The organism is Arthrobacter sp. SLBN-100, from assembly GCF_006715305.1.
GTDB lineage: Bacteria > Actinomycetota > Actinomycetes > Actinomycetales > Micrococcaceae > Arthrobacter.
Genome location: NZ_VFMY01000001.1, coordinates 2,369,222 through 2,388,526 on the forward strand (window position 1 = coordinate 2,369,222; position 19,305 = coordinate 2,388,526).

At 65.1% G+C, this 19,305-nt stretch carries 12 protein-coding genes; 10 read left to right on the forward strand and 2 right to left on the reverse strand.

Annotated features, from left to right (window positions below):
- The first annotated feature begins 12 nt into the window (after window positions 1–12).
- Window positions 13–3,168, forward strand: a complete 3,156-nt coding sequence (locus FBY31_RS11090) for a glucan 1,4-alpha-glucosidase (protein ID WP_142040607.1) — start codon at window positions 13–15, stop codon at window positions 3,166–3,168.
- 248 nt (window positions 3,169–3,416) lie between these two features.
- Here FBY31_RS11090 and FBY31_RS11095 read toward each other — a convergent pair whose 3' ends face one another.
- Window positions 3,417–4,367, reverse strand: coding sequence for a GlxA family transcriptional regulator (locus tag FBY31_RS11095; protein WP_142040610.1), 951 nt, complete (start codon window positions 4,365–4,367; stop codon window positions 3,417–3,419).
- 134 nt (window positions 4,368–4,501) lie between these two features.
- Between FBY31_RS11095 and FBY31_RS11100 the strand changes: the two genes are divergently transcribed.
- The 3 genes from FBY31_RS11100 to FBY31_RS11110 all read left to right on the forward strand — a co-directional run bounded on the left by FBY31_RS11100 (window position 4,502) and on the right by FBY31_RS11110 (window position 5,943).
- Window positions 4,502–5,140 carry an isochorismatase family protein gene (locus FBY31_RS11100; protein ID WP_142040613.1) on the forward strand — a complete coding sequence of 213 codons (639 nt, stop codon included), beginning with the start codon at window positions 4,502–4,504 and terminating at the stop codon, window positions 5,138–5,140.
- A gap of 129 nt (window positions 5,141–5,269) precedes the next feature.
- Window positions 5,270–5,626: a DMT family transporter gene (locus FBY31_RS11105; protein ID WP_142040615.1), complete on the forward strand. Its 357-nt coding sequence runs from the start codon at window positions 5,270–5,272 to the stop codon at window positions 5,624–5,626.
- Window positions 5,623–5,943 carry a DMT family transporter gene (locus tag FBY31_RS11110; protein WP_142040618.1) on the forward strand — a complete coding sequence of 107 codons (321 nt, stop codon included), beginning with the start codon at window positions 5,623–5,625 and terminating at the stop codon, window positions 5,941–5,943. Before FBY31_RS11105 ends, FBY31_RS11110 begins: the two co-directional genes overlap by 4 nt.
- A 115-nt stretch (window positions 5,944–6,058) precedes the next feature.
- On the opposite strand, the gene FBY31_RS11115 is transcribed toward FBY31_RS11110, so the two are convergent.
- Entirely contained in the window at window positions 6,059–7,414 is a 1,356-nt protein-coding gene (locus FBY31_RS11115) for an MFS transporter (RefSeq protein ID WP_142040621.1), read from the reverse strand.
- 351 nt (window positions 7,415–7,765) lie between these two features.
- Here FBY31_RS11115 and katG point away from each other — a divergent pair, with 351 nt between their 5' ends.
- The 6 genes from katG (at window position 7,766) to FBY31_RS11145 (ending at window position 19,241) form a co-directional block, all read left to right on the forward strand.
- The gene (gene katG, locus FBY31_RS11120) at window positions 7,766–10,060 is read left to right on the forward strand and encodes a catalase/peroxidase HPI (protein ID WP_142040624.1); all 2,295 of its coding nucleotides are present in this window, start codon (window positions 7,766–7,768) and stop codon (window positions 10,058–10,060) included.
- Between the two features lie 517 nt (window positions 10,061–10,577).
- On the forward strand, window positions 10,578–14,108 hold the full coding sequence (locus FBY31_RS11125; RefSeq protein ID WP_235013199.1) for a glycogen/starch synthase: 3,531 nt from the start codon (window positions 10,578–10,580) through the stop codon (window positions 14,106–14,108).
- Window positions 14,105–15,112: a phosphotransferase gene (locus FBY31_RS11130; protein ID WP_142040630.1), complete on the forward strand. Its 1,008-nt coding sequence runs from the start codon at window positions 14,105–14,107 to the stop codon at window positions 15,110–15,112. The genes FBY31_RS11125 and FBY31_RS11130 overlap by 4 nt, the downstream gene beginning before the upstream one ends.
- Window positions 15,109–17,103: an ABC transporter ATP-binding protein gene (locus tag FBY31_RS11135; RefSeq protein WP_142040633.1), complete on the forward strand. Its 1,995-nt coding sequence runs from the start codon at window positions 15,109–15,111 to the stop codon at window positions 17,101–17,103. The genes FBY31_RS11130 and FBY31_RS11135 overlap by 4 nt, the downstream gene beginning before the upstream one ends.
- Window positions 17,104–17,214: 111 nt before the next feature.
- Window positions 17,215–18,246, forward strand: coding sequence for a phosphotransferase family protein (locus FBY31_RS11140; protein ID WP_142040635.1), 1,032 nt, complete (start codon window positions 17,215–17,217; stop codon window positions 18,244–18,246).
- Window positions 18,243–19,241 carry a phosphotransferase enzyme family protein gene (locus FBY31_RS11145; protein ID WP_142040638.1) on the forward strand — a complete coding sequence of 333 codons (999 nt, stop codon included), beginning with the start codon at window positions 18,243–18,245 and terminating at the stop codon, window positions 19,239–19,241. The genes FBY31_RS11140 and FBY31_RS11145 overlap by 4 nt, the downstream gene beginning before the upstream one ends.
- Window positions 19,242–19,305 lie beyond the last annotated feature (64 nt).

The following is a 19,305-nucleotide window of genomic DNA, read 5'->3' on the forward strand; positions in this document are numbered from 1 at the left end:
TTCAGGAGAGCAATGAAGCATCACCTCAGAACAACGTGTGCTGCGGCAGCCATCGCCGTCGCAGCATCGGCTGCCGCCTTCTCCCCCGCCAGTGCCCAGGCAGAACCTGCACCGGGCGCGCCGGGAGCTTCCGCAACATGGACGAAAGGCGACAAGGAGGGCGTTGGAACGTCCGTCAGTACGGCGTCGAAAGTCTGGTACACCCTGACAGAGGGAACGCTCAGCGAGGTGTATTACCCGCGAGCCGATACACCCAATACCCGCGAACTCCAGTTCGCCGTCAGCGACGGTTCCCGCTCCCAACGTGAAAATGAGGATACGACCCGACGGGTGGAGCTCGCAGACCCGCAAGCGCTGAGCTACCGGCAAATTACTGAAGACAGCGCTGGCCGCTGGCGGCTCACTAAGACTTATGTGACGGACCCGGAGCGGTCTGCCGTGACGCTCGGCGTCACTTTCGAGGCACTCGACGGCGGTGATTACCAGCTCTTTGCCCTGTTTGATCCTTCCCTGGCCGGAACCTCTGGCGGAGACTCCGGCAGGACGGTCGGCGATGACCTGGTGGCAGAGGACCTCTCCATCCCGGACACGCCCGTCGCCTCGGCACTGGTGTCGAGCTCAGGGTTCAGCGCTACCAGCACCGGATACGTCGGTACCAGCGACGGCGGAACGGACCTTGCCGCCGACGGGAAACTCGACGGCGCATACCCCGAGGCGGGGCCCGGAAATATTGCCCAGACGGGAAGGATCCCCCTGACAGGGGCGAAGACGGAATTCGCCCTTGCCCTCGGCTTTGGTGCGAACGCCGAGGAGGCTATCAATACCGCAAACGCAAGCGTGAACCGCGGGTTCCCCAATGTTTCCAAGGACTACACCAAGGAATGGAAGAAGTACCTGCAGTCCCTGGACAAGCCAGCCAAGGCCTTGGATGGTGAACTCCGGACGCAGTATGACGTATCTCTGATGACGGTCAAAGCCCATGAAGATAAGACCTTCCCAGGTGCCTTCATCGCATCACTGACCACGCCCTGGGGCCAGGTGGCGAACGCTGAGCAGCACCGCGAGGGTTACCACGCGGTCTGGGCACGTGACATGTACCAGTCGGTGTCCGCGCTGCTCGCCGCCGGGGACAAGGACGCTGCCCGCCGCGGAGTGGAATGGCTGTTCAAGTACCAGCAGCAGCCGGACGGCCACTTCCCCCAGACGTCCAAGGTCGACGGGACGGTGGGCCAGAACGGCATCCAGCTGGATGAAACAGCATTCCCCATCCTGCTCGCCAACCAGATTGGGCGCACCGACGCGGACTTCTACGCCAACGAGCTCAAGCCCGCCGCGGACTACCTCGTTGCCGCCGGGCCCAAGACCCCGCAGGAACGCTGGGAAGAGACCGGGGGGTACTCGACATCGACCCTCGCTTCACAGATTGCCGCACTGGCTGCTGCCGGTGATATCGCCGAAAAGAACGGTGACGCCGGTTCCGCCGCAATTTATCGGGCCACCGCCGACGAGTGGCAGCGCAACACGGAAAAGTGGATGTTCACGACCAATGGACCGGTCGGCGACGGCAACTACTACCTGCGCATCAGCGGAAGCGGCAATCCCAACGACGGCGCCGTCCGGGACTGGGGCAACGGAGCAGGCACCCATCCGGAAAACGCTGTATTGGACGGCGGTTTCCTTGAATTTGTGAGGCTGGGTGTGAAACCCCCCGCAGACGCCCACGTAGCAGACTCCATTGCCGAAACAGACGCCTCCATCTCACAGGAAACTCCAGGCGGCCGCATGTGGCACCGCTACACCTACGACGGATACGGCGAGAAGGCCGACGGCTCGCCCTGGGACGGCACCGGCGTCGGACGGCTCTGGCCGCTGCTGACCGGTGAACGCGGGGAGTACGCCCTGGCGAACGGCCAGGACGCACTGCCCTACCTGGCCACCATGCACTCCGCAGCCAATGACGGCTTCATGATCCCCGAACAGGTCTGGGACCAGGACGAACCGACATCCTACGGCCACGCCCTGGGCCGCAGCACCGGCTCCGCCTCCCCGCTGTCCTGGGCCATGGCCCAATACGTCCGGCTTGCAGCGGGCATGAAGCACGGCTCACCCGTGGAGACCCCGCAGAACGTCGCCAGCCGCTACGCTGGCGGCGCCGTCGCAGAGCCCGCCCTTGAGATCACGTCCCCGGCGCAGCTGATCACTTCAGATTCGGACAGCACCACAGTGTCCGGTACCACGGCCGCGGCCGAGGTGTTCATCTCCGTCAACGGCAAGGTGGTGGAGGCCCCGCTGACCCCGGCCGCGAACGGAACCTCAGCCTTCTCGGTGGACGTCGCGTTGCCTGGAACCAAGAACACGGTAACGGTAGCCGCAGTGGGCGCCGACGGAGGTACCGCAGTCGAGGAACGGACCGTGCTGCACTACGGCAACCGCATCGGCGGGCTGACGGACCCCTCGGGAGATGACAACGGCCCCGGCAGCTACACCTATCCGACCAACCCGGTCTACGTGCCCGGCGCCTTCGACCTCACCGCTGTCGACGTGTACGACGCCGGTGACAAGTATGCATTCGTGAGCACCATTGCCGGTGACGTCACCAACCCCTGGGGCGGTCAGGGTATCTCGCACCAGCGCATCAACGTCTACCTCAGCAACGGCGACGCAACCGCCACCCCTGCCCTGCCCGGCACGAACGTCAACGTTGAGCACGCCTGGGATTCCGTCATCGTCACCGACGGCCGGTTTGATGGTGCCGGCGTATACAGCCCGCACGGCACCCGCACCTCGGCGGTCAGTCTGCTGGCAGTACCCGAAGCCAAGCAGATTGTGACCATGGTGCCCAAGGAGGCACTCGGAACCCTCGAGCCGGCGTCGGCAAAGTTCGCCGTGGCCATGTTCGGCAACGCCGAAGCCGGCGAGGGCATCGGCAACGTCCGCCCCGTCTATGACGGCGCGTACTGGGCAGCCGGCGACCCGTCCTGGATCAAGGAGTGGCGCTTCGGCGGCGGAGCCGGTGTCTTCGACGGCGGCATCGCCTCCCGGGATACGGACACCAGCGATCCGAACGCACTGGACGTGATTGTCCGTGACGGCCAAAGCCAGGCCGACGTGCTCAACTGGCAGGCGGGCTCGCCCGTGGTGATTCCCATGGTGGGAATGACGCCGTAAACCCAAATCCCCAAGGCGGGGCCGGAAATCTCCGGCCCCGCCTTTCCCGTATATGGACGCCATTGGAACCAGAAAGAAAGACCAATAGTTATATCCGGAATGATTTGGAACGGGGGAAAGCAATGAAGCATTACTTCGACTTATCTGACAGCTTCGGCGCGGCGGATTGGGCCGGCACTCAAGCAGATAGCGGCAGCATTCCTGACGACTGCTCGACACTTTTGGGGCTCGTGAACGAGCAGAAGCTGTTAGGCAAGCCGCACATCAAACCGCCGCCTGTACTCCGTCGGAGTCGTGGAGAACGCAGCCGCAAAGTTCTGCCGGAGGGTGACGGCGTTCCCGAATCCGCAGTCGGTGGAAACCTGGTCTATCGACAGGTCCGTGGTCTCAAGCAGCCGCCGGGCTGCGTCAAGGCGGCGGGCGCGGATCCAGGCGGCCGGCGTCGTCCCGGTTGCCGCCCGGAAGGACCGGACGAATGTGCGGCGGCTCAGGTGTGCCTGCGCCGCGAGCCGGTCGATGGTAAGCGGTTCACCCAGGCGGGCCAAGGCCCATTCCAGAAGGCGCGAGATCGGGTCATCGGAGGAGCGCTCCGGCACCGGGCGCTCAATGTATTGCGCCTGTCCGCCCTCCCGGTGCGGAGCGATGACCAGGCTGCGTGCCACCCGGTTCGCCGCCTCCGCTCCAAGCCGGGCGCGCACCAGGTGCAGGCACGCGTCCAGCGCGGAGGCCGTACCGGCCGAGGTCAGCACGTCACCGTGGTCTATATAGAGCACGGACTGGTCAAGCGGGACATCGGGGTGCCGCGCAGCAAGCGAATCGAAGGCCTGCCAGTGGGTGACGGCCCGGCGCCCGGCGAGCAGGCCGGCATCGGCAACGGGAATCGCACCAAGGCACAAACCCAAGATGGGCACCCCACGCCCGTGTGCCCCTTGGAGCACCTGCCGCAGCGAATCGCTGGGGACGCGCCCGTCGTCGAACCATGAAGGCACCACCACGACGTCCGCTGCTTCCGCGGCCGCCGGCCCTTTCACCTCGCCCAGCCGATAACCCTCAGCAGTTGTGATCCCGCCTTCCTGGTCAGAGAAAAGGACCGTCTTCCACGCGGCAAGGCCTTGACGGGCCACCTCGTCAAAAACCATCTGCGGAACCGCGAGGTGAAACATCGTTGCGCCATCGAAGGCGTACACCGCGATCCTCATTCTGGCCCTTCCTCTACTTTGGCCCGAATCCATCGTATACGCGCCTTCGTGCCACTGTTGGTAAACATCGCCAGCGGGAAGAGTGGAACAGTTGCCAGAAGGCAGCCCAAAGAACCACCAGGGAGAACAAAAATATGAGCACCCCCCGCCGCGCACTCATCCTCATCGACGTCCAGCAGCAGTACTTTGGCGGCCCCCTCGAAATCCAGTACCCGCCCCACCAGGAATCCCTTCCCGCCATTGCCAAGGCAGTTGACGCAGCCACCGCCGCCGGCATTCCGATCGCCGTGGTCCAGCACTCCGCGGGCGAAGGCGCGCCCGTGTTTGCGCCCGGCACACCCGGCTTCGAGCTGCATCCGGAAATTGATCGCCGCAAGACGGGTGCATGGAAGTCGTTGGTTAAGCAGTACGGCTCTGTCTACGCCGGTACGGATCTCGCCGAATGGCTGCGGAAGCACGACGTCGACACGGTCACCTTGGCGGGCTACATGACCAACAATTGCGTGCTCGCCTCAGCCGTGGAGGCAGAGTTCCTTGGCTTCACCACCGAAGTCCTCCCAGACGCCACCGGCGCCATCAATCTCGCCAATGACGCAGGCTCCGTCGACGCCAAGACCGTGCACGCAACGCTCCTCGCACTGCTGAACTCGAACTGGGCAGCAGTGGCCGATACGGATGCATGGATCAATGCGTTGGACACCCGGCAGGCCCTGTCAAGGAGTGACCTCGGCACCTCCGCAACCGCGGGCCTGGAACTCGTCCCCCAGGCGTAAACAGGGCGTAACCAACTGTCCTGGGCTTCCCGCCTGTCTCCGTTGGGTGGGAAGGCAGGGAACATCACCGGCAGTCCCGCCGTTGCAAACACGGGGACCAAGCCCCGCCAAATCTCAAGGACTGTTTACATGAAGTGGATTCTTCTCGCCGGCGCGATCCTGAGTGAGGTGACGGCGTCCCTCTCCTTGAAAGCCGCCCTTGACGATTCTGCTTTCTTCATCGTGGTTGTTGTCGGCTACTCCGCGTCCTTCGCCTTCCTCGCAGGAGTCCTCCGCAAAGGACTTGGCCTTGGAGTCGCCTATGGCATCTGGGCCGCGCTGGGAGTGACACTCACCGTGCTGCTGGCCGCCCTCATCTTCGGCGAGGCGCTGACCCCGATGATGCTGATCGGCGTCACCATGGTCATCGGCGGCGTGCTGTGCGTTGAACTCGGATCACATAAAGAGCCGGCTGAAGAGCCCACCAAAGAAATGGCCGGCTCATGATGTGGCTCTTGTTGTCGGCGGCAATCCTCACCGAGGTGACCGCCACCTTGTTCCTGCGTGTCGCTTCCACCGGCAAGCGACACTGGTACATACCCGTCGCCGTCGGGTACTTCCTGGCGTTCACGCTCCTCACCCTGACCCTGGAGCAGGGGATGAATCTCGGGGTTGCCTACGGCATCTGGGCCGCGGCCGGAGTAGCACTGACCGCCGTTGCCAGCCGAGTCTTCTTCAAGGAGACCATCACCCCCGTCATGATGCTCGGGCTGGGACTCATCATCGGCGGAGTCCTGCTCATCGAACTGGGCGCAGCGCACTAGGCGCCCCGATTTCAGACGTAGCGGCTTAGCCGCAGCAGGCACTTCGCGAGCGGAGCGTCGACGTCGGGAGCTGTGCCGCTGCCTCCACGGGCAGGCAGGGGCACAACGCCGGCAGTCAGGCCTTCCGGGTCTCGAGGTCCTCAAGCGACTTGCCCTTGGTGTCGGAGGACAGGAAGGTGGCCAGCGCCGCAGCGATACTGATGCCGAAGGTGATCAGCCCGATGACCAGCGGGACATTGGTGGAGCCAGGAGGCGCCACTGCCGTGAAGATGCTCGGGAAGAACGAGGCGATCATCAGGCCGATGTTCTGTGACACTGCAAAGCCGGTCACCCGGATCCGCATGGGGAACTGTTCCTGGAAGAAGGTGGCGAACGTGGCGTTCCACATCTGGAAGAAGATTCCCTGCACGATCAGCACGCACACAAAGACGAGGAACAGGCTTCGCTGGTCGATCGCCCACAGGTAGCCCCAGGTCAGGAGACCGCCGCCCAGGCCGCCGGCCAGCATGAGGGTTTTGCGTCCAATCCTGTCGGACAAGGCGCCGAAGACCGGGATGGTTATCACTGCGGCGATGTTGGCCACGAGCGTCACCCAGAGGAATTCGCTGCTGGAGAATCCGATGCCGTAGCCCTTCTGGGTGGCGTAGGAGACGCCGAAAATCAGGGTGGCCATGCCGATCACGTTGGTGAAGGTCATGATGATGCAGCGGATCAGGACGCGTGGGTGGGTGCGCATGAGCTCGACGAGCGGGAACCGGCGCTTCTCTTTGCCCGCTTCGGACTGGGCCAGGTACGCCGGGGGCTCCTGGACCCGGCGGCGGATGATGTATCCCGCCAGGATCACGAAGGCGCTGAGCAGGAACGGGATGCGCCAGCCCCACGTCTCGAACTGGTCTTTGGGGAGAAGTGCGGACAGCGGAAGCAGCACTGCGGTGGCGAGGATGGAGCCCACCTGCGTTCCCTGGAGGCTGAAGCTCGCGAAGAAGCCGCGCCTGGCGTCAGGCGAATGCTCAACGATCATCGCGCTGGCACCGCCCAACTCGCCGGCAACCGCGAAGCCCTGGACCAGGCGGAGGACCACCAGCAGGGCGGGGGCGAGGATGCCCACCTGGCCATACGTTGGCAGCAGCCCCACTGCGAAGGTAGCGAAACCCATGAGCAGCATCGCGAAGACGAGGACATTCTTCCGGCCATGCTTGTCACCGATGGCCCCCAGGACGACAGCTCCCACCGGGCGGGAGACATACCCCACGGCATACGTCGCCAGCGAGGCGATGATTGCAACGGTTGAATTCCCGCTGGGGAAGAAGATGGCCGGGAAGATGAGCGTCGCGGCCAGCGAGTACAGCGCGAAGTCGTAATACTCCAGGGCGCCTCCGATCCAGCCGCTCATCGCGGCTTTCTTCGGGTCCCTGCCCTGATGGCCGGCGTCGAGCTTGGGACGGATGTCCGTTGCGGGAATGGTGGTCATGCGATGGTTTCCTTCGGCGTCTTTGGCAAGGAGCCGGAACTCTTCCGTTCCGGCGTGGCTTTTTCGTCGCGACTGCTGGTGGGTTTGAAGGGACAGGCAACTCTCGGGTCCGCCTGTGTTCTTGAATCGTTTCATAAATTTTACAGAGTGATGGGCAACACGTCAAAGCCACCCCGGCGAAGCGCAGCACGGCAACCTGAAAGACACTTTTGATGGCTATCGCGGGGAGAAAATCCGCCGATTCCCAGATGGCTTAAGGGCTCTCCCCCGCACGTCCGCTCATGGTCAAATAGGAGGGTTGCACCGGCTGCCCGAGTCCAACCACGGCCTCGGCCATAGGGAAGGAAGCACATGACCGATCGACAGGACCATCCCCCGGTCCCCACTCCGGGAAGCGCCCAAGGCCTCGATAGCAAGGTTGAGGGCGGGTGCCCGGTGGCCCATGACAGCGTCACCTCGCACGGCAGTGAGAGCGAGAATCCGGCGATCGATTCGCCGCAGCCCAAGGGGCACCGCCCGCGGACCGTCGCCGACTGGTGGCCCAACCAGCTCGACCTCTCAGTGCTCCACGCCAACCACCCGGCGGGCAACCCGCTGGGCCCCACGTTCAGCTACAGCGAGGAATTCCAGAAGCTCGACGTCGAGGCGCTCAAGCAGGACATCACCGAGGTCCTCACCACCTCCCAGGACTGGTGGCCCGCGGACTTCGGCCACTACGGCGGCCTGATGATCCGCCTGAGCTGGCACGCCGCCGGCACCTACCGCGTCCACGACGGCCGCGGCGGTGCAGGGGACGGCAGCCAGCGGTTCGCGCCGCTGAACAGCTGGCCGGACAACGCCAACCTCGATAAGGCCCGGCGGCTGCTGTGGCCGGTCAAGCAGAAGTACGGCCAGAAGCTCTCCTGGGCGGACCTGCTGGTCCTCGCGGGCAACGTGGCCCTCGAGTCCATGGGCTTTAAAACCTTTGGCTTCGCCTTCGGCCGTGAGGATGTGTGGGAGCCCGAGGAGATTTTCTGGGGACCTGAGGACACGTGGCTCGGCGACGAACGCTACATCGGCGAAGGCCAGATGTCGGAGGACGTGGGCTCCACGGAGATGGGCCTGATCTACGTCAACCCCGAGGGGCCCATGGGCAACCCGGATCCCAAGCTGGCGGCAGCGTTCATCCGCGAAACCTTCAAGCGGATGGCGATGAACGATGAGGAGACCTTCGCCCTGATTGCCGGCGGCCACACCTTCGGCAAGACCCATGGCGCCGGCGACGCTGACGCACACGTTGGCCCCGAGCCGGAAGGCGCCGACCTCGAAGCCCAGGGCCTGGGCTGGCTCAGCACCTACGGCAGCGGCAAGGGCGGTGACACGATCACCTCCGGCCTCGAAGTCACCTGGACGGACCGGCCCACGCAGTGGAGCAACCGCTTCCTGGAGATCCTGTTCGAGTACGAGTGGGAGCTGGTCAAGAGCCCCGCCGGCGCCCACCAGTGGGTGGCCAAGGATGCCCCGGAGATCATCCCGGACGCGCATGATCCAAGCAAGAAGCACCGGCCCACCATGCTGACCACGGACCTGTCGCTGCGCTTTGACCCGGTCTATGAGGAGATCGGGCGGCGCTTCCTGAAGAACCCGGATGAGTTCCAGCTCGCCTTTGCCAAGGCCTGGTACAAGCTGCTGCACCGCGACATGGGACCCGTCGGCCCCCACATGCTCGGGCCGTGGGTCCCGGAAGCCCAGCTGTGGCAGGATCCCATCCCGGCAGTGGACCACGAGCTGATCGGTGAGCAGGACATTGCCTCGCTTAAGGCCAAGTTGTTGGACTCCGGCCTGTCCGTTTCGCAGCTGGCCAGCACGGCGTGGGCCGCGGCGTCCACCTTCCGCAAGACCGATAAACGCGGCGGCGCCAACGGTGCACGGATCCGGTTGGAGCCCCAGCGCGGCTGGGAGGTCAACGAACCCGAGCAGCTGTCCCACGCGCTCCAGGCACTTGAGAGGGTGCAGCAGGACTTCAACTCCGCCCAGAACGGCACCAAGAAGGTCTCACTGGCGGACCTGATCGTCCTCGGCGGCTGCGCCGCCGTGGAGAAGGCAGCAAGCGGCGCCGGCTTCCCCGTCACTGTGCCGTTCCGGCCCGGCCGTACCGACGCCGCCCAGGACCAGACCGACGTCGAGTCCTTCCAGTACCTGCAGCCGCGGGCGGACGGGTTCCGCAACTATGTGCGCCCAGGCGGGAAGCTCCCGCCGGAGACCCTCCTGCTGGACAAGGCGTACCTGCTGGACCTCTCCGCACCGGAAATGACGGCGCTCATCGGCGGCATGCGCGCCATGGGGACCAACATGGGCGGTTCCGCCCACGGCGTCCTCACGGACAGGCCCCAGGTGTTGACGAACGACTTCTTCGTCAACCTGCTCTCCCCCGGCACCAAGTGGAAAGCATCGGAGAACGAGGAGAACGTCTACGAGATCAGCGACGTGGCCACCGGCGAGCTGAAGTGGACCGCAACCCCCGTGGACCTGGTGTTCGGCTCCAACTCCCAGCTCCGGGCGATGGCCGAGGTCTACGCGAGCGACGACGCCAGGGAGAAGTTCGTCAACGACTTCGTGGCGGCCTGGGTCAAGGTTATGGAGCTGGACCGCTTCGATCTGCGCTAAGCCCGGTTTACTGATTAGGGCGCCTGGGCCGGCTGCTTCCTGCGGCCGGCCCGGACTGCTCATCATGCCGTTTCAAGTAGGGTGATTGCCCGCAAAGAAAGGGGAGATTGCCCGAATTAAGGGGGGTTATTGCCCGTTAAAAGGGGTGTTTTCCCGTTGAGGACAAACAGTTCCCTATGCCAGAATGGGCATGGTTTCGCTTGTTCACGATAGGAAATTCGTAGAAAGCAAAGTATCTGGCCGCCTGACTCAGCTCTTACGCGGCCGGTTCGGTCCCCGCGATACCGGGGACGTGCCGGGTTGCGGGTGGCAACTCAGCATTCTCCTACAGTCATGGCCCCCCGTGAGCCTGAATAAGGCGTCCCCAGTAATCGGAACTGGCGGTGGACCCGTTCCGATCGATGATGGGAACGGCGATCATGACCCGGTTCCTCCGCCTAGGCATTGACGTTGGCTCGAAGACGAACCACACCGGAATAACCGAAGTGGTTCTCCACCCGCCCAGGATGCCAGCGTGATGCTTACTGATCTGTCTGTCCCCACCAACGGGACCAAGGACGGCGTCCTCCTAAAGGTGGAACCGCCGGAGGTCGCTTTCACTGCCCCGGCCCTTACGCGGCAACGGGTGCTCTTCGCCAGTGCCGAGGCGTACCCGTTCATGAAGGTGGGCGGACTGGCTGATGTCAGCAGTGCTCTGCCGAAGAGATTATCCGAGCTGGGCTTTGACGTCCGTCTGGTGATCCCGGCTTACAAAGGCCTCGGAGGCAGCCCGGTGCTGACGATCGATGTGCCGTTCGGTCCGATCGCCGAGCGCGTCACTGTTCGCCGGCTCCCGTCCTTGGGCGCAGTGGACGTACTCGCACTTGACGCTCCGGGGTGGTTCGACCGGGAGTTACCGTACAGCTACCAGGACAACGATGTCATGCCGTTTGTGCTGTTCTCCAAAGCAGTCACAGCGCTGGCTGCTCAGGGAGAGTGGCGTCCGAACATCATTCACTGCAACGACTGGCATTGCGGGCTCGTGGCGCAGGAAGCCCGGCAGGGAGTGCACAGGCAGGCGTTAGCAAGTACTGGGATCGTCTTCACCATCCACAACATCGCCTATCAGGGGCCTGTGGGGGCGGCGACCGACCGACTGATAGGACTGCCGCAGGGCGGAAGTTTGCTCGAACGGGGTATCGCGTTCGCAGACCGGATTAACACCGTTAGTCCCCGTTACATGGAGGAGATCCTCACCCCGGCCCAGGGAGCGGGTTTGGACGGGCTGCTGCGCGCCCGCAGGGGCGCCGCCCGCGGCATTCTTAATGGCGTCGACTACGCCGAGTTCAGCCCCGGGCTGGACCCGTGGATCGACACCCGCTACAACGGCGACTTTGTCGCAGGCAAGGGCGCGAACAAGAAAGTCCTGCAGAAGCTGAGCAACCTGGAGCCCGCTCCAGACCGGCCGCTCTTCGGCATGGTCGCCCGGCTGGTATCGCAGAAAGGGATTAGCCTGCTGACTTCCGCCTTGGAGCAGTTTGTCGCCCGGGGAGCCCAGGTGGTGGTGATGGGTGAGGGCGCGCCCCGGTACAGGCGCCAACTGCAGTTGGCCACCCGGTGTTACCCCGGAAGCGTGAGCTACCATCCCACTTCGAGCGAGTCCCTGGCCCGGCAGGTCTACGCCGGCAGTGACTTCTTCCTTGCCCCGTCCGTTTTCGAGCCGTGCGGGCTGACGCCGCTGATCGCCCTGAAATACGGCACCATCCCCATCGTGCGTCGCACCGGCGGCCTCGCGGACACCGTGACGGATTACGTCGAGGATCCCGCCGAAGGTCTGGGGTTCGTCTTCGTGCAACGCCGCGTAGCGTCCATGCTGTCGGCTGTGGACAACGCACTGGCAGTCTACTCACGGATGCCTGAAATGAACCATCTCCAGCGGAGGGCAATGAGGGCAGATTTCTCCTGGCGGGTGCCTGCGCGTGAGTATGTGGCCGTGTACGAGGAGGCTCTGCACTCACGCAGTAACATCGAGGTCAGCCGGAGCACCGAACAGACCAGCCAGCCGGGACTGCGGTCGAGGCCGGCTTCCGCTCCGCTTCCCCTGGCGCTCGTCCACCATGCCAATCAGTTCCTGATTACCGACGGCTATCAGGACCGGGAGGGCCTGACCTCGCTCATTAGGGGGTACAGTGCGCTGCTGCGGATGCACGAGAAGTACCGCGTCCCGCTGAACCTCCACTTGTCAGGGACACTGATTGAAGCCGCAGCCTGGCAGCACCCTTGGTTCCTGGCGGAGGTCCGTCGGCTCCGCGACGTCGGCCTGGTCTCACTCACGGGCGGGACGTACTCCGAAAACGTCCTTACCGCCTTCGACAGGGAATACAACCGGCGGCAACTGCAGGAGCTGTTTTGGCTCTACCGGCACCACCTCGGGTGCGCGTCGAGCGATCTGGAGATCTGCTGGGTCCCTGAGCGGGTGTGGGATACGGACCGCCTTGCCAAGGTCCTGACCGACCCCCGGCTGCCAAATGGCGGATATCGTTACGTCCTGCTCGATGACCGGCTGCTGTATCCCTCCGATGGTGCCCACGGAGTCAGCGACAGGCTTGAATTTGACGGGGCCGACCCGGCCAGCCCTCCTCCTTCGGATGCCCTCCGCCCATACCGCATCAAGGGCGGCAAGGGCCTGCAGGTCGTGCCGATGTCGACCCGGCTGCGCTACTGGATTCCTCCTGATGACAGGAGCCACTGGCGTAGCCTGTCCCGGGCCGCCGAGCTTCCAACGGCTCCCGGTGATGACAGCATCCTGGTCTATGCGGACGACATGGAAAAGAGCGCGGGAGTGGGGGCGTGGCATCCCAGTGCCCTTGGTCGGTATGAGGAATTCCTGCGCTGGCTTGCCACCCAGCCCAAGCTTTTACCTGTGGACCTATCATCGTGGCTTCGCCAGCGCCGGAGGAGCCCCGGTGTCCGGGTTGTGGAACGCGGAACCTTCGTGGAGCTGGCTAAGGATTGGCACGCGGGAGAAGACTACAGCGGCTGGTGCAAGGACGAAGCGTGGGCCCCTTACCAGGAGCACCTCGCCCGGGCCCGCCGTGTAGTGGCCGACGCAGAGCGGGCGGGCGCAGAACACCGGCTGACGGCGCTGGCCTGGAAGCATGTGCTTGCTTCCGGGTATGAGACGGCATGGCACGACACTGCCCACCCCGACCGGCTGCCGGCCGCCTGGGCCAAGGCTGTGGCCAGCCATGTGCGAGCCGCCTGCGTGTTGGCCGCCGCCGCGGGATGGTTCGGCCGGCAGGCCCGCCCGCTGGAGGCCGAAATGATTGACATTGACGACGACGGCGCCGAGGAGCTGGTGCTGCGAAGCGAGCACCTGTTCGCCGTGCTCGCCCCGGAGCGTGGCGGTCGGCTGGTCTACCTGGCGTACCGGGGCTCTAACGGGGGCGTTTTGGTGATCGGCAATCCCACTGACGACTGGAACCGCCAGGAGGAGCTGAACACTTACATGGACGTCCCAGCCAACCACCCCGGGGGCCTTGCCGACGGCGGAGGCGTCCACGACCGATACGAAGTCAGCATCGATTGGGGGGACGGAATAGTCGTATCGGAGCTGAGGAATGTGCAGGAGGACAGCCCTCTGTTCGGGTTGTGCAAAAGGGTGGCCCTTGCTGGCGCTGTCCCTTCCCTGCTGGTGGCCTACGACCTGCCCCCGGGCGCAGACGGGGTCACCGTCCATACGTGCCTGTCGCCGGACTACTACCGGTTACTCCGCCACGGCGTGGCAGCGCTGCAGCGCACTGGAGGAACCAGCTGGCAGGGCGCCTCCAGCAGGGCAACCCACGTATGGGTAGCGCTGGCCGACGACGAAGACAGCGCGTGGTGCGACCCGGAAGCACAGGAACCGGGGCACGGCGTCCTCATCAGCCTGCGTGCACAAGCAAGATCCTTCCACCTGCTCATCGGTCTGGGTGAGATCGACGAGAAGGTCGCCCAGGAAACGGTGAAGTCGGCCCGGGAACGGCTCGCCGTCCTGGCTGCACGCGAGCTGACGGGAGACCGGGCGTGAGTGCACCAAACCCTGACACTGATACACGTGCGCAGAAGCAAGCGATTGCCGAGGCCCTGCTCGCGTCGCCGCCACCGCTTGATGCCCTGCCTCCGGGACGGGTGCAGGTGCTCACACGCTCGGTTGTGCACGCCTCCCGCAGCCGGCCGGTTGTCCGGTGGACCGTAGCCCTTGACTCCGGGTCCGGCGCCTCGACTCTGCTGGCAGTGATCGGCAAGGGCTACCGTGCCGGCGGCGGCGAGCAGGCATGGCGGCTGCTCAGGAGCCTGCGTCAGGCTGGCTTGGATGACGCAGAGCTTAGGGTCCCTGCACCCTACGGGTTTGACCCGTCCCGTCAGCTTCTCGCACAGGAGGAGGCCCCGAACACCACGCTGCATTCACTCTTGGACGGCGACCCACAATCCGCCGCGCCCGAAGCCGGCCGAGCAGGGCGCTGGCTGGCCCGCCTGCACCATGTCAGGGGTGTTTATGCGCCCGACCTGGCGGCAGACTTCGAGCGGCTAAAGCTGGCCGAGTATGCCGAGGCGTTGGCCGAGCTCTTGCCCCGGTCCGCCGCGAGAGTGGCAGAGCTCACCGCAGCCACCGTTGAGGAGCTGGCCAGGGCCGATGGGCCCCGCGTGCTCACACACGGCGACTTCCAACCCAAGAACATCCACTTGGACCGGTACCGTCTCGTGGTCATCGACTTCGACCGCGCCGCATGGGCCCCTGCCGGGCGGGACCTCGGCCATTTCATTGGGCAGACACTGACCATGGGCGCCTACCGGCACGGAAACCTCACGGCCGCCGTGCCCTGGGTGGACAGGTTCCTGGAAGACTACTCGGCTGCCGGCGGCGATGAAGGTGCAGTCCGGTCCGTCCCCGCCTACGTTGCCCGCACCTTCGCCGAGGTCCTTTTCTACCGCCTCGTAGTTCGCCCGGTCCGGGACTCCTCGTTCGTCCCTGACTGGTTGGACGCTTGGGAAGGGGCCGTCAGCGCCGCCGCGGGAGGGAGGTCCAGGTGAGACGAACCAGCGGACGCCAGACTCCCATCGCCGCCGCAGCGGCGCACCCGTCGGGCACTGCTATTCCGGTCATGCATGCCCACATGATCCTGCGTACCTTCGGACCGTTCCTGCGCCCGCAATGGCCCGGCTGCGTGCTGGCCGCGCTGCTCGCGGTCGCCGGGACGGGCATCGCGCTGCTCAAGCCATGGCCACTGAAGTATCTCTTCGACGAAGTGCTGTTGCCCAGCGGGAACCCCACCAGCCAGGACATCCAGTACATCCTGGTCCTGGTCGTCGTGGCGCTGGCCGGCATCGCCGTCCTGGACTCCCTGGTGGGCGCAGCCCGAAGCTATGTCCTGACCGTGGTCGGGGAACGGGTCGCCGCATCAATCCGCACCCAGCTCTATGATCACCTGCAGCGGCTGCCCCTTGCATACCACGAAGGGACACCAACAGGTGAACTGACCACCCGCCTGACCGGAGACGTCGACAAGGTGCGGGCACTGCTTACCGTGACGTTCGTTGACGCCTCAACGCACGTGCTCACACTGGCCGGCATGACCGGGGTGCTGCTGGTCATGGACTGGCAACTCAGCCTGGCACTGCTGTTGGTGCTGCCACTGTTGCTCCTCACGGTGTCCAGCTTTCGAGCCCGCATCCGCACAGTGGAGGAAAGCGCGCGCGACAGTGAGGGCGACCTGGCGGCGGTAGCGCAGGAGTCACTGGTAGCGATCAAGCTGGTCAAGGCCGCAGGACGGGAAGAGCATGAATCCAAGCGCTTCCGTCGCCACTCCGATGCCTCAGTCTCTGCAGTGCTGCGCTCGTCGCGCACCAGCGCCACGTTTGGCGCCGCCGTGGACGCTGTCGTGGCTGTAGCCACCACAGGTCTGATCTGGCTCGGCGCCCAGCGTGTGCTCGAAGGTGCGCTAACACCAGGAGACCTGGTCATCTTCACCTCGTACCTGCGTGACTTCTTCGGCCCAACACGCGCCCTGTCCAAGCTGCCGGCCCAGCTGGCCCGTGCGGGGGTGCGCGCGGCACGCATCGCGGACACCCTCCGGCGCAGCCCTGACATCCAGGACAAACCTGGTGCCCGTCCCGCCGGCCCACCGCGGAAGCAGCTGAGCCTGGATGGGGTTGGATTTGCCTACACCCAGGACCGCCCCGTCCTGCGGGATGTGGACCTGACGGTCCCGGTGGGCAGCACCCTGGCAGTTGTCGGACCCACCGGGGCAGGGAAGTCCACAATCGCTGCCCTTTTGTGCCGGCTGCAGGACCCCACCATCGGCCGGGTCCTTCTGGACGGCACGGACCTGCGTGACCTGACTGGCGCGAGCCTGCACGCCCAGGTGGGGCTGGTTACCCAGGACGCCGTGCTGTTCCGGGCATCCGTAAGGGAGAACATTGCGTACGGCCGGCCAGATGCCTCGCTGGAAGAGGTCCAGGACGCAGCCCGCGCTGCCCAGGCCCACAGCTTCGTGGAGGCGCTGCCCCGCGGCTACGACACCGTGCTGGCGGAGCGCGGGGCAACGCTGTCCGGAGGCCAGAAACAGCGGTTGGCGCTGGCGCGCGGATTGCTGCAGGGCTGCCCGGTCCTCGTGCTCGACGAACCGACGACGGGTCTGGATGCCCAATCCGAGCACGCGCTGCTGGAGGCCCTCCTGCAGGTGGCATCCGGGCGGACCACAGTGATCATCACGCATCGCATGGCTGCGGCCATGGCAGCCGATGAGATCGTCGTCCTTGATGCGGGCCGGGTAGTGGAACGCGGCACCCACCACCGGCTCATCGCCGGCGGCGGCCTCTACACCGCGATGTGCCGTCTACAGGGCATCACCGGCTTAGGCCCCACGTGGAACGGCACCAGCCACGGCAATGGGCGCCACCCCTCACCACAGTCCGAAGTCGAAGCTGACCAGCCCGCTACCTACCCGAGAGAGGAAGCCGACCGTGACGGAGCCCAGTTTCCAGCCGGACCCCACCAACTTGATAGTTGGCGTCACCGGTAGCGCGGTACCCCGGCAATCCAAGGACGCCCTCAGCTTTCCGCTGCTGCTGAAGCGCGAGTGCGCACGAGTGCGCTGGATTACCGATAACCCCTTCCCAGTAAAGGATGACGCATGAACCGCACCGAAATCCGATCCCAGTACCGCCGTATCAAGGAGCAGCAGGTCAATCGTGTCGAACGGGTCTGTGCACCGGAGTTCCTCAACCGGTATGTCCGCCCACATTTGAATCGGGCGGTTGCGGGCGCCTCGGACGGAGGCACGTGGACAACAGACGTGATTCAGCTGGACGGATCCGGGGCCGCCACTGTAAAGATCAATCTCGACGGCGGCCCCCCTGTTTTCGCCAAGCTGTTCCCCTTCGAGGATGGGCCTGCCGTGCACGCAAAATTGCAGGCCTTGCGCAATGCCGGGCTGGGGGCCGGCTCCCCGTTCCAGGCTGTTGAGCCGCTGGCGTGGTGCGCGGACGAAAAGGTCCTGCTGTGCCAGGGAGCTCCGGGCAAGGCACTGTCGGAAGTGCTCGACGACGGCGCTGAACTCACCGAGGGCTGTGCCCGGGCCGGATCATGGCTGGCCCACCTGCATAAGGTGGATCTCCGGATCGGGGCTCCACACTCCCTACTCGTGACAGGGGAACTGACGAGCTTGGCAAGACGCCTTGTCAAAGCGGCGGCTGACCGTCCTGGTTACGCTGAGGTGGCATTGGGCATGCTCGAACGGTTGGACGACCTCACCCATGGCACCGTGGACAGCGTCCATGCCCAAAGCCACGGGCAGTACCGGCCGATCCACGTCTTCCTGACCGAGGAAACCGTTACGGTGATCGACCTCGACCGTAGTGCCCCGGCGGACCCCGCCCGCGATGTGGCCGAGTTCCTCCACCGGCTGCGCCAAGGCGTTCACTCAGCCACCGGCGACATTTCCCGGGCCGACCAGCCGTGCAATGCTTTCCTCGGCGCGTATCGGGAGGCAGCCGGCGTCGAGCGGCTGCGAAACCTGCAGTTTCACTGGGCCCGGTATATATTCCACAGCCTCAACGGCGAGGTGAAAAACGCGGACGCTGACTGGCACAACGCTGGAAACGATGTCTTCCGGCGCTACCGGGAGGAGTTCTATAGGGTGGCAGAAGGGCGGGCAGGCGCATGACGTCAACTCTGGGCGTCCTGCTGGACCGTGCAGGGGTGGAGCTCCCGCTGTCCGAGCTCGCGAGTCTGTGGCCACTGGGTGGTTGGAACTCGGTTGCCCCCGTGCCAGCCGGCAAAAACGAGCACCTGCGCGTTGCAGCCGCGGATGGTGTCCACTACCTGCGCCGCTCGTACCGATCCAAACCGCACGAGGAACTTGCGCGCCAACTCCACCTGATGCGGCTGCTTCGGGATCGGGGATTCCCCGCACCGGAGGTGGCCTCCGCCAGCTCCGGCAAGGACCACGCAGAGCTGGACGGCCGGTTATGGATCGCCACGCGGGGAGTCGAAGGGACACCGTTCAGCGATGCATCACCGGCGCACGTGCAGGCTATGGGACGAACACTTGCACGGTACCACCAGACCGTGGCCGACCTTCCAGCGGCAGTGACCGAACCCGCCGTGCTGGTGGAATTGCGCACGCGGGCAAATGAGGAAGGGGTAGAGTCCGCCCTGAGAACCCGGACCGCGCTCCTGGTCGCACAATTAACCGCAGTCCTGCCACACCTGCCCCGGGTGGTAGTGCACGGCGGCGCCCGACGAGGCAGCCTGGTATTCAACGGCAGCAAGGTAGCGGGCGTCCTGGACTTCGACAGTGCCCACGCGGACGTGCGCGTCCTGGATCTTGCCGTCGCCGTCCACGACGTCGGCAAGGTCTACACCCGCCCAGGCGAAGCCGATAATAAGGTCGCCCTCGACCTCGGCCGGGTCACTGAACTGCTGGCCGCTTACAGCCGGGATTTGCGGCCTACGGAGGCAGAGATCGAGGCGCTGCCGCTGCTGCTGGAGGCCAAACGGTTGAAGCGCGGCCTGGGGCGGCTCAGCCGGTCACGGCACGGCGAAAGGCTCTCCGACAATGACTACACCAAGATCCGGTTGGAAGACCAGCGGATTGCTTGGCTGGACGAGCACCGCAGCGCGTTGGCGGCCGCTTTCCGGAAAGCCCTGGCGGGATAGGCGGGATAAGAACCAGCCCGCACGGAGCACAGGGAAAAACTGCTCAGGGCAGGCCGGCTCGTGC

Excerpts from the sequence above, each read along its gene's own strand:
- FBY31_RS11090 (WP_142040607.1), top strand. The coding sequence starts at position 13 with ATGAAGCATCACCTCAGAACAACGTGTGCTGCGGCAGCCATCGCCGTC.
- FBY31_RS11095 (WP_142040610.1), bottom strand. The coding sequence starts at position 4,367 with ATGAGGATCGCGGTGTACGCCTTCGATGGCGCAACGATGTTTCACCTC.
- FBY31_RS11100 (WP_142040613.1), top strand. The coding sequence starts at position 4,502 with ATGAGCACCCCCCGCCGCGCACTCATCCTCATCGACGTCCAGCAGCAG.
- FBY31_RS11105 (WP_142040615.1), top strand. The coding sequence starts at position 5,270 with ATGAAGTGGATTCTTCTCGCCGGCGCGATCCTGAGTGAGGTGACGGCG.
- FBY31_RS11110 (WP_142040618.1), top strand. The coding sequence starts at position 5,623 with ATGATGTGGCTCTTGTTGTCGGCGGCAATCCTCACCGAGGTGACCGCC.
- FBY31_RS11115 (WP_142040621.1), bottom strand. The coding sequence starts at position 7,414 with ATGACCACCATTCCCGCAACGGACATCCGTCCCAAGCTCGACGCCGGC.
- katG (WP_142040624.1), top strand. The coding sequence starts at position 7,766 with ATGACCGATCGACAGGACCATCCCCCGGTCCCCACTCCGGGAAGCGCC.
- FBY31_RS11125 (WP_235013199.1), top strand. The coding sequence starts at position 10,578 with ATGCTTACTGATCTGTCTGTCCCCACCAACGGGACCAAGGACGGCGTC.
- FBY31_RS11140 (WP_142040635.1), top strand. The coding sequence starts at position 17,215 with ATGAACCGCACCGAAATCCGATCCCAGTACCGCCGTATCAAGGAGCAG.
- FBY31_RS11145 (WP_142040638.1), top strand. The coding sequence starts at position 18,243 with ATGACGTCAACTCTGGGCGTCCTGCTGGACCGTGCAGGGGTGGAGCTC.